This window comes from Legionella sp. PC1000 (genome assembly GCF_014109805.1).
Classification (GTDB): domain Bacteria; phylum Pseudomonadota; class Gammaproteobacteria; order Legionellales; family Legionellaceae; genus Legionella; species Legionella resiliens.
Genome location: NZ_CP059400.1, coordinates 2,371,766 through 2,386,575, shown reverse-complemented (window position 1 = coordinate 2,386,575; position 14,810 = coordinate 2,371,766). Strand labels below are relative to the sequence as shown.

Sequence of the window (14,810 nt, the reverse complement as noted above, 5' to 3'; positions counted from 1 at the left end):
TAGTTATCCTACGTATCCTTCATACATCTTCATCCCCTCAGTATGAATTAATCCATCAGCATGTTTTAAGGAAGGTTCTTCATCTATTAACAGCGCTTGTAGTGTGTCAATCTGGTTCAATTTATTTTGCAAGCGGTTTGCAGACCTTGAAAATAAAAAGAAAATAGGCGCTTTATCTTCAGCAATTTTATCAAGTTCAATATTGACCTTTCGACGTACTATTTCGAGTATTCCATGAAGGTGCACTACCATCTCATGTTTATCAAGAAAAGAAGAATAATCGATGCATGGGGTTAACTCAAAAAAACCTTGTTCTCTGACCCAGGTACAATGATCACAAACTGCTTTTAAAAGTATTTTCTTTTCTTCTAAAGGTAATTCAATATTTTTTGTTAATTTTAATAAATGCCTTGCATCCGCTAATAATGCATGCATAACCGCTTGATTTTGTTGCCAGGCTTCTTTTTTAGCAGGTGATATTGAAGTTTCATAATTTCTGCAAATTTTTCTCAGATCACCTAAAATACGTTCGTCATCAAAAGGCTTTTTATTATTTAATCCTCCAATGACCCAAAATAAAAGAAATCGATAGGCCTCACTTCCTTCAAGAATATCTAATTGGGGTAATTTTTGATGTAAACGCGGCTTTTTCAAATTTAAAAGTATCTCTTGATATTGAGCACTATGCATTTCTATCTGTTCAGAAGAGAACAGATAGAGGTGCCGCATACATGTTGAAAGCTCGATTGGATTCATTCTTCGTCGAAACAATTCAAGTGAACACTGCTCACCTTTGGGTTTTTGATACTCAATAAGATGCAAAAGTCTTAATAAGCTAAAATTGATACGCATGTATTTATTCTCTATTTTTAACTGATACTAAAAATTAAAATGCGAAAATAACAAAAAATGACAATCGTGATTTTTTATATTACAGACAGTTGATTATAAAAAGCAACAATTTTGAATTATCCTGATATGAAGATATTTTTTATTCATCATCCATGATGATTAATTGACTATCAATCCAATTCGGTACTTTGAGAATGGCCCTCAATTAGCTTACTTCTCCACTTCGTTTTTTTCCTAATGACAAGCCCTGAAGCATATAAAACAACTCCAGTAAGGATAAGCGATAATGTCCGAATAATTGTTGGACTTGATGATGCATCATAAAGTAAGGCCTTTCCTGCAGCAAAAAATAAAACAAGGAGAACTGATTTCGCAATAAGGACATCATTGCGCAGTGTTGAAACGCGGAGGATAACAAGAACATACATAAGCCAGGAAGCAGACACAGCCAAGGTACTGGATTCGGAAGTTAGTTGATAAAGACTCATGATCGCAAGGAGATGTGCTGCTGCTAGTAATGCATAATAATATTCTTCTCTATAAACTATTTCCTGGCGATTTTGTATTAATAAATACCAAATGCTGGCAAAAGAAACCCAAGACACTGCAGACCAAGACAATCCGCTGCCATTCACTAAGTGGCCTAATATACTTAAGTATTCAATCCCCAAAATAGCAGAGAGCGCCAAAAATGGGATTAAGAATGTAATATTCCATTGTATCCATTTAATTTTTTCATGGAAGAGGGTGTAAGCAAAAACAATTACTGCAAAAAGCCATGGTCTTAGACTTAACGGCAAAAGGCCAAGGTAAATAGAATGGAAACAGACAAGGGTTACAAAGGTCAGCAGTACATTACGGCTGTTAAAACGACGATCAGGAAACCATCTTTTAGCTGAGCAATAGAGTCCGACTAAAAGAGCTGCTGATGCTAGGGAAACACATGAGGCTAGAGTCTGATCAATACGACTTAGATAATAATACTCCATTGCATAGAAAATCAATAAGACTGGAAAAAGACTCCATGACTCTCTCTCAGTGAGCTGTTTTTTGGTCAATTGTGTAAAAAATAGAGTACCAATTGAATAAATAAGAAAATTAAGAGCAAGGACTGTAGCGATTAACACATCTTGATTAAGTTCTAGTCCAACGATTGCTGTTATTGATATTGCTAAGTAAGCAGAAATCATAGTTAAGGTACGCGACTCTACCCAAATAGCAAGTGTTGCAAAATTCAAAGAACAAATAGTGAAATAATACAAAGAAAAAATAGCATTATTTTCAACACCGGCAACAATGGGGGCAAAGTATGCACCTAATGCAGCCACAATCGCATAAATATCATGTTTAAACCGTAAATAAAACCAAATAGAAATCCCTGAGATAATGGTTGATACGGCAATGACTGTTTGAAATGAAATCAGCAAATAATATTGATATGCGGCATAACAGGTAAAATAAAGTACTATTGCTCCAGCAGCAGGTAAAAAGCATGCATATATTCTATCCGCATTGGAAATAACAATTCCTGCGGTAAATAAAGCCATTCCAAATAATGTCGCTACTCCAAGTTGCTTTTCATGAGTTAACCACCCAGATTCAATTGATAATTTAACAATGAAGCACGCTGCTAGAATAAAACAAACTGAAGCAACAAAACCTAACCAATTACCTGACATAGGCTTGGGTATTGATTTGTCCGTATTTTTTTTGTTTTTAATTGATTTAGATTGTTTTTGCGCGGTCGCTGATCCGATGCCATTAATCTTTTCAACTAGCGACATTCGTACTTCTAATGCGTGTATGCTTTTTTCAATATCCGATTTCAATAAAATACTACCCTATATATTCAAATATGGATAATTTTACATCATTTTGCGTATTTATTGCGAGAGTTCTTTTAAAATAATTATAAAATTTTTCATTTCAAGGGGGGATTATCTCAAAAAGGAAGGTGCAAAATTAGAGTCAGTGACTGCGGAGTGCTCTTTACTAAGCACGGATCATTCTCCTTGGAAATGAGCCAGCAAGCATCTGGGGGTGGGGATGCATTCCCAACCTGCAATACAGTTATTGTTTTACTTGGTTTTCAAGCCAAAATCTCAATAATGCAGTTACTGCTTGCGGTTGCTCAACATGAGGCATATGCCCACAATCCTCAATAATTGCTAATTTTGCTGAAGGAATACCAGATTTCATTGATTGCTGTGTTTCCAAAGTAAAAGCACTATCTTGTCTGCCATAAATAATTAATGTTGGGCATACTATTTTATGAAGTTGCAGTGTTGTTGGTTGACTATTTAGCATCGCTTTAGTCTGATTCAGAAATCCTTGTCTGGGAAATTTTGATTGTCCTTCAATAAGAGTGCTCATTAAGGTCCTGTCATTGCTGCGAGAGGGGAAAACACTGGTTGCATTGATTTCACTGAGTAATTTTTCGAGCCGGTCATTTTCAATTTCATGCTGCCACTGCTCAAAATATTGGCGTTTCTCGTGGTCTAAATCACCTGTCCAACTTCCCATGATAATCAGGTGAGAAACTCTATGAGGTGCTTTTATTGCAGCGAGTTGTGCTACCCAACCTCCCAAAGAATGCCCACAGATAATAAATTTTTCAGGTGCATCTTTAATGAGTTGTTCTGTCATTTCTTCTATGGTTTCTGCGTCGGGAAAATACGTGACAGTAATATCAGCGATGTCAGAAAGATGCTCGCTTTGATGTTTCCATAATAGTTCCGTTCCACCCCATCCAGGAACGATAATCAGGTTGTGTTTCATAGTTACTCCTTAGGTAAAACAATTGCATGACAGGCATAACCACCATCCACTCTTAGCGTTGAACCCGTCATATAACTTGATGCATTGGATGCAAGCAATAATACCGCTCCAGCTAATTCTTGGGGATCGGCAGCACGTTTTACTGGAATTGCTTTTCGCCATTTTTCACCTTCAGGTCCTTCTAAAATTTGTCGTACCATTTCAGTTGACATCCAACCGGGTGCAAGACAATTTACGCGAATCTGATAATCCAATAATTCGACTGCCATATTACGCGTTAAATGTTCAACGCCCGCTTTAGAAGTGGCATAATGGACACGATTAAGCTGGGCGTGATCGCCACAAGCCGAAGAAATATTAATGATGTTACCCTTAATTTTATTTTTTACCATATGCCTGGCAATTTCTGTAGACATCAGCCAAGTTCCTTTCAGGTTTGTGTTCAGTACTTTATCCCAATCATCTTCTTCAATTTCGAATAAAGGTTTATCAGCACCTAATATGCCTGCGCAGTTTACTAATATATCTATAGTTCCATAATTTGTTTCAATTTCAGAGATGGTTTTTAAAATTTGCGATTTATTGGTTACGTCGCAAGTTAAGGCAAAACAGGATTTTCCCTGGGACGTCATATCTTTTGCAAGCAAATCAATTACTGACTTATTCGTATCGATCATGACTATCGTAGCACCTGCTTGAGATAGAATATCAATAATAACTCGCGCTAAACCACCAGCAGCTCCTGTAACTACAGCCACTTTCTTGTCTAATGCATACAGAATTCCAATGTCCATATTTTTCTCACCTCAAAAACTCAGTTATAAGATAAATACTCCAATATCTTCTTCAGTTAACGTGCGTTTAGAAAAAGATTATAGAAGAAAAGGTGTTTTTTTTAAAAGTAAATTAAGATATTCCTATGATTTTCCATCCATTAGCAGGGGTAAAAGCAGGTTGATTTGCAAAAACATAGATACACCCTTTGGGATCAATTGCAAACAATGGGACGCTACGTATATTCAGATACTCCTCATAGGAAAACTGCCCTGTTATTAAGGTGGTTTTTATTTTGCAGCCTAGATTCAATAAATTCTCTATGCATTGATAAGTAATATCTTGTTTGAAAAGATTTCTACCACTATGTTTAAAACTAAATTTTTCTTCCCTTTGCCCTTCTTGAGGAAGTACTGTTTGAATGGCAAAAATTTCTCGCTCAGGAAAAAAATAGCGGTAATGTTTGGCTGCAAGAATGTTTAACTGCAAATAAGGCGTGAGAATTAATAAATGTTTGATATTGAATAAATTAAGATTGTTCTCGACATGTTGAGAAATTGGGTTTCCCCAAATCGTTGCCAATCCCTTCATTTTTGCGTTGCTAAGAGCTGACCAATCTTCATCAATAAGACATACGTAAAAATTGTTTTCCTGTAACTGTTTTGCGATTGCTAGGGCGACTTTATTCGCACCAATGATCAAAAAGCCTTGAGGTTCGGGTTCAGCGACTTTCAATTTTAGAGCAATTTTTTTCGCTGTAAAACTTTGTAATATAATGGTACCAATAATCATAAAAAATGTTAAAGGGACAAGTTTTGATACTTCAGAAAAACCTAAGCTGCCTAATCGCATGGCAAATAAAGCAGATATCGCTGCAGCAATAATACCTCGAGGTGCAATCCATGCAATCATATGCCGTTCAGGCATAGTTAATGTAGAACCTAAAGAACATAAATAAACATTTAGAGGTCGAATTATAAATTGGATTACCAAAAACAATAAAAGTGCAGGGTACCCTAAATCAATAAATGAGGATAAATCAATCCGTGCAGCTAAGATGATAAATAAGAGTGACAAAAGGATTAAACTCAAACTTTCCTTGAAATTCAAGATATCATCTAATTCAATACCTTTAATATTGGTTAACGTAAGCCCCATCACGGTTACAGCAAGTAAACCGGATTCGGAAGTAATATAATTAGAACTGGCAAAAACAATACTGATAGCACTTAATACGGCGAAGATTTGTAAGTATTGAGGAATCCAGTATTTTTTAAATGCTACTCCTATAGACAGGGCACCAATAACACCTAAAGAGATACCACTTAAAATTATTTCTCCAAAAATAAAAGCACCAGAAATAAAACCATCGGATAATGTATTTGAAATAATAAATTCAAATACTAAAACCGCTAAAATAGCACCAATAGGATCAATTAAAATTCCTTCCCACCGTAAAACATTAGCAATATTTGCATTCGGTCGCAAAATTCGTAACATGGGTGCAATCACTGTCGGGCCAGTCACCACCATAAGTGAGGCAAACAGGAAAGAAATTTCCCATGAGAATTTAATTAAAAAATGGGTTGCAACAGCTACGGATAAAAAGGTAATGAGCGCTCCCACACTAATTAAATTACGGATTACAGAGCCCATACCGCTGATTTTAGAAAACTTTAAAGTCATGCTGCCTTCAAACAGAATAACTGCAACTGCAAAAGAGACAAAAGGAGAAAGTATTCCACCTAATTGCTCGTCAGGTCTGAGCCAATGCATTATTGGACCGAAAAAAATTCCACTAAGAAGTAAAAAAATTATTGCAGGTAATTTGAGGTGCGAGGCAACCCATTGGCATATAAAACCCGTGAGTAAAATTAAAGAGAATATAAGAACAATTTTTTCGGGCATGATTTCTATTCCAGTTTCATTTTGCATGACAAAATTGTCGATGAAAATTAAATAGTTACTTTTCTATTATTAAGTATACTACTAATGGAAATAACTAAGGTTTACATCATATTTTGTTACAAATGCGCTGCAGAAAAATAAATCTTGAATACTTGGTCATGATGCTGCTCACTAATAGCATTGATTATTATTTGAGCATCCATGTGATACACTTATTACATTGAGAGCTCTAAACTGAGTCCTCCTGGAACACGCCGAGGAATGACTGTGAAATTACAAATTAAAGAAATCTTGTATCTTTTATCTGCTATGAAAGATGTTGCCACAGCTCAGGGGAAACAGGCTTTAACACCTTTGCAACAATCCTCTCTTAAAGCGGTATACGCTCATGTTTTTGGGCACAAAGATGAATTGCAATTCGCACAACTCCTTGAAACACCGCTTCCAAGTTTTACCCAGGTCTTTCCTAATGCAATAAAGGCAGAATATGTATTACGTTTTCTGGTAGTCACTGCATTGATGGATAGAACACTTGACGGGGAGAAAATTAAAACCGTTTTTGACTATGCTGAGGCGGCTCATATTAATCCTCATTATTTGAGTCAGTTAAAGAAAACGTTAGAAGGAGATTTTCAGTGGCTTATTAAAGATATTATGCGCAAGAATCTTGAAAGTTTTGATATTTTTCCCGATCTTGAAGATGAAAAAGATATTGATAATTGGCTTTTTCCTTACCGCGGTGCCAAAAAAAATCCGCAACTTGCGCAACGTTACGAAAATCTTCACCGTTTACCTAAAGAAAGTTTTGGGTATCATATTTGGATGCAATTTAAAAAGAATAATTACAAATTTCCTGGGGAAGAGGAAGGAGCGAACTATCAATTTATTATGCCTCATGACTCCCTTCATGTCCTAAGTGGATACGATACGAGTCCTTATGGTGAGCTCTTGGTTTCTATATTTACCTCAACAATGCTGGAAAAAAATTCGATTGACGGTCACGTTATTCCCGTTATTTATTCTTTTTATTTGGGCATTAAGATCAATGAACTTGCCGGTTCCGCCCAGGTAGTAATCGATCCTTACGAGTTCTGGGATGCTTGGTACAGAGGCTCGCAAATGCAAATTAATTTATATTCTAAAGGATGGAATATTTGGGATGTTGCTGAAATCCCACTTACTCAATTAAGGGAACTGTATCATGTTTTACCTAAAGCAGACGAGCGTAAAACATATTAAAAATTACGAATTGATAAGGAAATAAGCGGATCCAGTATAGAGTATCATTCAGCAATTGGTTCGATTTTTAAGTTCCATAACTTTATGCGTGGTCTCAATTCCATATACAGGTAAATTATCGGAGTGGAGCAACCCTAATTGAACTAAAACAGAAGCTTGGTCCCAATAAACATGCTCACTCGCAATTTTCTCATCTTGAAAGGCAACTACAGCTACTAGAGGAATTTCTACTCGTTTCCCTGTTGGTTCAATGTCCTTTAACATCCAATCCATGCGAATCGAATGTGTAAATTTAAAAATGAGCTCATCAACAATCTGATTCATTCCGATAGTCCTTGATACAAGTGTCGTTTCCGTATCTTGGGGCATTTGTGGGATAAAAGACGTGCTGTAAAATTGTTCTACCTCTTTTTTTCCAAATCCTCCCATCATTGTAGGCACATGGTTTACATAGGGATTATCAATCATTGTTTCCATCGTTTGGTTAACATTTTTCGCTTCAAATTCATATCGAGTATGATTTTCCCAAATTTCAAGTAGTTTTTGTTGTTCATGAGTCAATTCATTCTGATTATTCATAGAGTTCCTTATCTATGCTTAGTTCTTATTTATTAATTTAAAATATAGAAATAAATATGAGGATATTCAAATGAGTTACTTTGATCTTAATTGTAATGGAATAAAATCAAATAGTTGGTTCAATAATAGAATGATCTCAGCATAATCTCCCACCACAAAATCAATTGAATCATTATTTAGCATTAATTGTCCTAAATGTGATAAACTTGCCCATGTTGAATTTTATGAAGGCAATAAAGGGTTTGTTATGAGAAAAATTTGCAATTTAAAACAGTCTTCAAAAAGCAAATTGGGGGCTTGTTATGGATACAGCTTCTTTTGGGCTAAAGGAAAATTAACGCTTCCTGAGAATGCTAAAGAGAAGGAACAAGAGATTCCACTCACCGAAGCGATTGAATGTGTTCAATGGAGTCAATTTATACCTTCTGCAAAGAGTGAATGGATTCCTGATGTGTATATGGATTGGAATGAAGAAGCGATAACAAAAGATATACAGAAGATGTTGGTGAATAATGGCGATGCTGTAATCTTGAAATATTTTGGACTTATTGCTGGCCATGCGCTTTCGATAAAAAAAATTGATGATGGCATCTATCACTATTTCGATTGTAATGATGGCATTTATGAGTTTAGTGATGAGGAATTTCCTGCAATCATTAAGAAAGTTACATGCAGTTGGTATAGTAAACTCTTTTACGGGTTTGGGTTGGAAAAAGTTTCTGCTGATACTGATTTTGAGCCAAGTATTATAAAAAATATCTTCGCGGTAGCATTCTTTTTTTGCGCAAAAATTCTTACTTCTCCAATTGGAGCAGGTAGGTTGGCGTTTACATTATATGAGATCTTGGCTGATCAATGCGATAAATTAATTAAAGGCTTGTCAGATTTTATCTCAACTAAGCTCGACAACCATAATACAGAAACCGTTGCTCCTTAGATTAAGAGAGTTAACCTCATTTCATTTACTTAAAAACCTCCTTCTTTGCTACTGATCAATAAGACTAGAGATCAGTAGTGCATCATATAAAAATTAATTAAATGAACAATAAATGGGGTGATGATCTAAAAATTATTAACATGATTAATTCATGTTAATAATGCCTTAATATTAATCATTTAGAATACCACCTCCAAATATAAGTCCAATTATTTTTAGAGGGTAGAAGTATGCAGTCGAAATATATGCCGGATATGGGGTTTGATTTAGATGATGCCATAGAAGATGAAAAGGTTTCTAGTATTAACGTTAGTAATCAATCATTAAGTGACTCGAGTCAAACACATGTCGAACCTAGCGAACCTTCTATTACCACCGCCGTTACTTTCTCAACGAGTCAAGAAAGCTTCGAATCATCTTCTGTGAGTTCTTATGAAACAGAATATAATGAAACAGACAAAAACCAAAAACTTTCTGGTGAGAGCGATGAAAGTACTTCATCAAATCCGTACAAAAGTTCTGAAAAGAGTAGCGATTCATGGGCGGGAGCAAAGTTTTTACTAAGCCCTATTGCTTTTCTGGCTGATATGATTACAACCCCATTTAGTGGGAAGAATCCAGTTTCCAGTACTGAATCAGATGAGATGAGTTCAAAACAGGTAGTAGATGAGAATTTTGATGAAGTGGACTATCTGGAGCACCAAAAAAGTGTTGATTCAACAAATAAAATTTTAGCAGCAGCGGTTGATACGGTTTATGGAGCGCTAATGACGAGTCGCGAAGAATGTGAACAGCATACGTTTCACTGTAAGGAGCGAGAGAAACTTGATAAAAAGACAGGAAATACAAAGAATGAAGAAATGGTGAATGTTAATGTATTTCTTGATAAAAAGCAGAAACCGTTATTACCTGGGGCTCGCAAAACCTTAAAGAAGCATGCGGAGGCAAAACAACAAGCGAAAAAAGACTGTGGAGGGGATTTGCCTCCACCCAGCGAAGCGGTTACCCATGCTAAAACTGAATTTGAAATTGCTCACGAGTTTGCACAAGGTGAGGATGACTATGACAAAGCAGGCAGCGTAATCCATACAGCCAAAGGAGTTGCTGAAATAAGTGCTCTTGATTTAGAAACATTTACAGGCGGTGTCACTGCGCAACCTGGTTTTGTCACTCCTCTGCCATCTAACAACTTTTTATACAATCTCATGATTGAAAACTCTAAAAAGGTAGTTGAACAAAAATTTAAGAAGAAAGTTACTGGTGAAGAGAATAGTGAAATCGTGACTAAGCCTTCATCGATGAAACAATAAAAATGCATTAAAGATGGTCTATTCAAATCCTTCTTTAAGTCTTCAATGCAGGGGAAATTGTACTGTTTATTTTTCCTTGCATTTATTTGAAACTGTAATGAGTTAAAAAAACTCTTTTTTGGCAATAAATTTTACATTATGATAATATTATTCTTTTTGCTATATGAATCATCAGGAGGAGATTAATGATGGATGATCCTTTTGGAGATCCTAATATTATTGAGGATATACAAGCTTCTCTTTTAGTGGATAAGCCTGCTTTACCTTCGGAATCTGATAATCAGTCCGGTGTTTCCTGGGAAGATTATTGTGATACGGATTACACCAACCAAATAGATAAAGAATTTCAGGAATATGAGACTTCTCCTGACTTTTATGAAACGAATCATGATGAAAAAGATAACTCATCAAATCCCGGTAACAGGGATAACGAACGAGTAGACTCTTGGGCAGGTGCTAAATTCTTGTTAACACCGGTTACATTCATTGCTAATTTTGCTGCAACTCAGATTACTGCTTTGAAAAATGCTGTTTCAAGTCGTTCGGATACCGAACACTCTCGCCAAGCAGATGAGACTACTAAATTAGATGAGCTGGGCTCACCGAAAAAAATCATGGCATCACTGTCTCGTGAAACACCTACTCGTTCTGAAACAGCATTTACAACTCAAGATGAACTCTTTGATAAAGTTGGTGCGCCTCCTAATGAGGAGGGTATTTGTTCTCCAATGGTCAATTTATATTTTGAGGAACAATTAGGCTATCGGGATCGTAGTTATAGAGAGGGTGATCCCACCCATATTTATGAAGAAGCAATAAAAGAAAAACAGCACCAAATTGATCTCATCCATAAAGGAAAAGACGGTGTTCACGCGGTATTTGTAGATCATCATATCCCTTATGATAAAAAAATAGTGAAAGCAAGCGAAAGTGAAAGTGAGGAAAAAGTAGAAACTTTGCTAAAAGATTATGATCAAATGCTGGTTACTTATCCTGTTGTTCGGGAAGATGGAGAAATGGATAGGCACCAAATTTATGTCGAAAAAGTGGATGACTCTCGTTGTGCTCGTTTTGATGTCAACAAACAGGGCGGTGTCGATGAAATGCCTTGTAAAATGTTTTACCAAAAACTTGCCAAGAAGATTGCAAAAACTCATGAAGGCAACACTGATGACGAGGAAGAAGTGGTTGTTGCTGGAATAATGAAAAGAAAATAGATAACTAAGTTTATCGCTTTTCGCCAAATAAAGTGACTTGAAGCGAACACTAAAATGTACCCTCTCCCTATTCGTATAAAATTCTGGGAGAGGGAATTTAAAATTCTTAATCTTTTGAGAGTGTAAATAAGCTCTGCGCTTCTGGAACTTCAATATCCTGCCTGGATTTATACTTGTTGAATAAAGTTGCTCTATTGCCGCTAACCACATGGATTTTTTTCCTGATATTCTCCATAGGTGATTCGATATCTTTAATCATCGAGAAACAGGCTCCTGCATAATGCATGACCGAGTCATCGCTGCTAACCTTAGGGGGAATCCCCGCATGAGCTTCATTTCCTGGAAACGACAATGAATCGCCACAAATATGTGTAGCAAAACTTTCTTCGGGTTGCGCTGCTAAGGGAGCACCAAGACAGGTATTGATCTCAATGGTTCTTCCATGCACATTGATCGATTTAGTTTCACTTCTATGGCCTATTAATAAAGCGTACTCGCGATCATCAGGATCGCTAAACTTATCAAGCGCAGAAGGAAAATTCATAAGATTAATTTTTTTAATTTGCGGTAAATCAAGAGTAGCCAGCGTTTCTTCCAGTGCTTCATGAAAAATACATTCCATTGGATATAATAATTCCTGAATTGCGAATGCACCCAAACTCATCCCTTTAATCGTAAGAACTCCTTCTTTGCTTAAACTGTGGTCAGCAAGGAGTAATAATTGATAGAGATTGTGGTTTAAACGGTTTTTATAAGCATCGACATAAAAAACACCTTTGCCAAACACAGGGCTATTAAAGGGTATTGTTTTGGATCGGGAATGATTTAAACGCGATAATGCATTGTCTTCACCATAAATAGAAGAAAGAACAGAAGAAAATCCAGGTTGTTGAACTGCTAAAGCTTGGCGCTCCCCAAAATGGATTGCCTCGCCGTTCGAACTCTCAAAACGAACGCAAGCTAATACATCGTATTGTAAACTCAGACAATTGCGAAACTCTGGTGCTGCAAGATAACTTACTGATACAGGGTAGGGATGTGCCTTTTCCCATTCATCAAACAGATTTCCTCCTTGTAAATTAAGCCCATGAAGCACGGGTGAAAATTCTGTTCGTCTTCCATCAGAAAGAGGTAAAAAATAGGCTTGCGGTACAATCAAAGGACTGACAGCTGCCTCTTCCAAAGATAAATACTCTTTATAGAGTAAATCATCTTCAGTGGTACCAATTACTTCCAGCAATTTACGCGATGAATTGTATTTTTCTTTTCTTCGTTGATAGGCTTGAGCAAATTCAGCTGTATGGTCGCGTGGCATTACTAATCGACCATCAGAATAAATAGCCTTAAATTTTTTAGAGATTAATCGAGATAAAAACCCTGGATAATCCATTTCTTTATACAAATTCCCAAGTGGGGAACTTTCTTTTTGTTTCGCTAAAAAAAATTGTTTTAAGACGTTATTATGCTTTTCAAGGATATAAAACTTGTTTGACTCATGCAGTTGTTGAACTAAGTTTAATTCTTCTCCATTAATATGCATTGCATGCAGTTCCTTTTTGGTTAAGGAATTTTTCATTATTGGAGCTAAAGGATGTTGAATCGGTGAAACAGGAAATAACTTTTGTATCGTTTTGGGAATCACTTTTGTCATTGTAAGATTTTTTGATATTTTAGTTCTTAGCGATAAAACCCTTTCTAATTTAGTGAGCATGAAATCCTATCCTTGTATTGTATTAAGACATGTCTTGAGAATTACTTTAACACAAAGTGGCTATATTTTATTGTGTAAATAAAAAATAAAAAGCCTTGAAAAGGGCACAAGGCTTTTAGTAAGAATTGGATATTTAAACCAGTGCGAGTTTTTGATTGTCTTCCTGTTCAACAACACATTGTTCTAAACCAGTTTGACAAATCAAATCTTTATTTTTTCTAATTACTGACTCAGTTAAATAATTCAATGCAGAAGGAATCTCACCATTTTTTATCTGATCTAAGGTTAATGTTGGATCCTTTTCAAATAATGGAGCAAGACAGATTAGTGCTTCCATATTCGAGATAGTAATCGTAAGTACCCCACCGCTTTTTGCTGGCGCTTCAATAGTGAAACCATCTGTATGAGCCGAAATACAAGTATACGCTTTGGGAGCTACTTCTTTTGCTACATTTATCCATAACTCTCGTTCACAAATCGGCATATTCACTAGTGCAGCTTGTTCCTTCAATATGCTTTTATATTTCTCATATAATTCAGCTGCTTTTGCAGCCTTTATATCCTGGGGATCCTGACTTTCGCAGACGTAGGTAACAAAATCATCATAAGCAATTACTTTATCAATTTCTAATTGTTGATATCTTTTCATTTTCTCAGTCGGTATAACGCTTAGCTCGAGTATCGATGATTCTGAGACATCAAAACGTTTCGCTTGTCTTAAATCATCAAGCTGAATGATACCGGATTCTTTTTGGTTGACAACGATACAATGACTTATAGGCAAATGAAGATGAGGCACTATTGTTTCGCATTGATACGAAAATATCGAAGTACCACGCTCTTCACCATCAAAAGGCTGATCATACTCCACATCCCATGCCGTTTTGCTGCAGACTTTTGTTGCTATGCTGATTAATGAAATTTTTGGGAAGTATGATTTTTTGGCTGCATCAAGTCCAAAACCAAGAGCTACACTAGGGCAATAGGTAAATGAGTGAGCTGCTTTTGTGTTTCCTTTGAATAAGGAGAAACCGTGGACATGCGACTCGACAATTTCACTTTTCTCGGAAGGACTCAAATCGTCCACACAGGTATATCCTTTAGATTTCAGAAAACGGGCAAACTTAGGACGCATTGCTTTTATCCCTAAGCCAGGATAATCTAAACAACCAAGAAAATGCTCAACTGAGACTCCTCTATATATTATTGGCTTCTCGGTTACTTCAATAAATTTGAAATTATATATTTGCTTAAATTGTTGTAAAGCGGAGACATTGTGTGACTCATAAGCGCTTCCAATAATTTTAACAGCTTTTTTTAGACCACCTTTGCGGGCAAAGAGAGAAGCCCCAACTTCACATAAACCAAAAATCTTATTATACATCTTGAATACCTCTTGAGTAACAATTTGCAATCCTTTCTTGAATATCCAAATAATGCTCAAATACCGATCATTAAACATTTGTGCAACTAGTATATTAAATGAACATTAAGGAAAAATTAAA

General features: G+C 36.1%; 12 protein-coding genes. 4 read left to right on the top strand and 8 right to left on the bottom strand.

Annotation, left to right across the window (positions count from 1 at the left end; translation table 11 throughout):
- Positions 1–3: 3 nt before the first annotated feature.
- The 5 genes from FOLKNPGA_RS10485 to FOLKNPGA_RS10465 all read right to left on the bottom strand — a co-directional run bounded on the left by FOLKNPGA_RS10485 (position 4) and on the right by FOLKNPGA_RS10465 (position 6,312).
- Entirely contained in the window at positions 4–852 is an 849-nt protein-coding gene (locus FOLKNPGA_RS10485; protein ID WP_182349872.1) for a hypothetical protein, read from the bottom strand.
- Between the two features lie 170 nt (positions 853–1,022).
- Positions 1,023–2,636 (bottom strand): DUF2339 domain-containing protein, encoded by a 1,614-nt coding sequence (locus FOLKNPGA_RS10480; protein WP_255465956.1) that lies wholly within the window; start codon positions 2,634–2,636, stop codon positions 1,023–1,025.
- 286 nt (positions 2,637–2,922) lie between these two features.
- The gene (locus FOLKNPGA_RS10475; protein ID WP_182349869.1) at positions 2,923–3,630 is read right to left on the bottom strand and encodes an alpha/beta fold hydrolase; all 708 of its coding nucleotides are present in this window, start codon (positions 3,628–3,630) and stop codon (positions 2,923–2,925) included.
- Positions 3,631–3,632: 2 nt separating this feature from the next.
- A complete protein-coding gene (locus FOLKNPGA_RS10470) occupies positions 3,633–4,424 on the bottom strand; it encodes an SDR family NAD(P)-dependent oxidoreductase (RefSeq protein ID WP_182349868.1) in 792 nt (263 codons plus the stop codon).
- A gap of 112 nt (positions 4,425–4,536) precedes the next feature.
- Complete coding sequence (locus FOLKNPGA_RS10465) at positions 4,537–6,312, bottom strand: sodium:proton antiporter (RefSeq protein WP_182349866.1); 1,776 nt, start codon at positions 6,310–6,312, stop codon at positions 4,537–4,539.
- A gap of 267 nt (positions 6,313–6,579) precedes the next feature.
- Here FOLKNPGA_RS10465 and FOLKNPGA_RS10460 point away from each other — a divergent pair, with 267 nt between their 5' ends.
- A complete protein-coding gene (locus tag FOLKNPGA_RS10460; protein ID WP_182349865.1) occupies positions 6,580–7,551 on the top strand; it encodes a hypothetical protein in 972 nt (323 codons plus the stop codon).
- Between the two features lie 48 nt (positions 7,552–7,599).
- On the opposite strand, the gene FOLKNPGA_RS10455 is transcribed toward FOLKNPGA_RS10460, so the two are convergent.
- Positions 7,600–8,130 (bottom strand): hypothetical protein, encoded by a 531-nt coding sequence (locus FOLKNPGA_RS10455; RefSeq protein WP_182349864.1) that lies wholly within the window; start codon positions 8,128–8,130, stop codon positions 7,600–7,602.
- A 247-nt stretch (positions 8,131–8,377) separates the two neighbouring features.
- On the opposite strand from FOLKNPGA_RS10455, the gene FOLKNPGA_RS10450 reads away from it, so the two are divergent.
- From FOLKNPGA_RS10450 to FOLKNPGA_RS10440, 3 genes are all read left to right on the top strand, one after another.
- Entirely contained in the window at positions 8,378–9,067 is a 690-nt protein-coding gene (locus tag FOLKNPGA_RS10450; RefSeq protein ID WP_182349863.1) for a hypothetical protein, read from the top strand.
- Positions 9,068–9,297: 230 nt separating this feature from the next.
- Entirely contained in the window at positions 9,298–10,377 is a 1,080-nt protein-coding gene (locus FOLKNPGA_RS10445; RefSeq protein ID WP_182349861.1) for a hypothetical protein, read from the top strand.
- A 185-nt stretch (positions 10,378–10,562) separates the two neighbouring features.
- Positions 10,563–11,594, top strand: a complete 1,032-nt coding sequence (locus FOLKNPGA_RS10440) for a hypothetical protein (RefSeq protein WP_182349859.1) — start codon at positions 10,563–10,565, stop codon at positions 11,592–11,594.
- Positions 11,595–11,700: 106 nt separating this feature from the next.
- Here FOLKNPGA_RS10440 and FOLKNPGA_RS10435 read toward each other — a convergent pair whose 3' ends face one another.
- Both FOLKNPGA_RS10435 and FOLKNPGA_RS10430 read right to left on the bottom strand, forming a co-directional pair.
- Positions 11,701–13,305 carry a hypothetical protein gene (locus FOLKNPGA_RS10435; RefSeq protein WP_182349858.1) on the bottom strand — a complete coding sequence of 535 codons (1,605 nt, stop codon included), beginning with the start codon at positions 13,303–13,305 and terminating at the stop codon, positions 11,701–11,703.
- A 133-nt stretch (positions 13,306–13,438) separates the two neighbouring features.
- Positions 13,439–14,689, bottom strand: a complete 1,251-nt coding sequence (locus FOLKNPGA_RS10430) for a hypothetical protein (RefSeq protein WP_232891063.1) — start codon at positions 14,687–14,689, stop codon at positions 13,439–13,441.
- Positions 14,690–14,810: the final 121 nt, after the last annotated feature.

Excerpts from the sequence above, each read along its gene's own strand:
- FOLKNPGA_RS10485 (WP_182349872.1), bottom strand. The coding sequence starts at position 852 with ATGCGTATCAATTTTAGCTTATTAAGACTTTTGCATCTTATTGAGTAT.
- FOLKNPGA_RS10480 (WP_255465956.1), bottom strand. The coding sequence starts at position 2,636 with ATGTCGCTAGTTGAAAAGATTAATGGCATCGGATCAGCGACCGCGCAA.
- FOLKNPGA_RS10475 (WP_182349869.1), bottom strand. The coding sequence starts at position 3,630 with ATGAAACACAACCTGATTATCGTTCCTGGATGGGGTGGAACGGAACTA.
- FOLKNPGA_RS10470 (WP_182349868.1), bottom strand. The coding sequence starts at position 4,424 with ATGGACATTGGAATTCTGTATGCATTAGACAAGAAAGTGGCTGTAGTT.
- FOLKNPGA_RS10465 (WP_182349866.1), bottom strand. The coding sequence starts at position 6,312 with ATGCCCGAAAAAATTGTTCTTATATTCTCTTTAATTTTACTCACGGGT.
- FOLKNPGA_RS10455 (WP_182349864.1), bottom strand. The coding sequence starts at position 8,130 with ATGAATAATCAGAATGAATTGACTCATGAACAACAAAAACTACTTGAA.
- FOLKNPGA_RS10450 (WP_182349863.1), top strand. The coding sequence starts at position 8,378 with ATGAGAAAAATTTGCAATTTAAAACAGTCTTCAAAAAGCAAATTGGGG.
- FOLKNPGA_RS10445 (WP_182349861.1), top strand. The coding sequence starts at position 9,298 with ATGCAGTCGAAATATATGCCGGATATGGGGTTTGATTTAGATGATGCC.
- FOLKNPGA_RS10440 (WP_182349859.1), top strand. The coding sequence starts at position 10,563 with ATGATGGATGATCCTTTTGGAGATCCTAATATTATTGAGGATATACAA.
- FOLKNPGA_RS10435 (WP_182349858.1), bottom strand. The coding sequence starts at position 13,305 with ATGCTCACTAAATTAGAAAGGGTTTTATCGCTAAGAACTAAAATATCA.
- FOLKNPGA_RS10430 (WP_232891063.1), bottom strand. The coding sequence starts at position 14,689 with ATGTATAATAAGATTTTTGGTTTATGTGAAGTTGGGGCTTCTCTCTTT.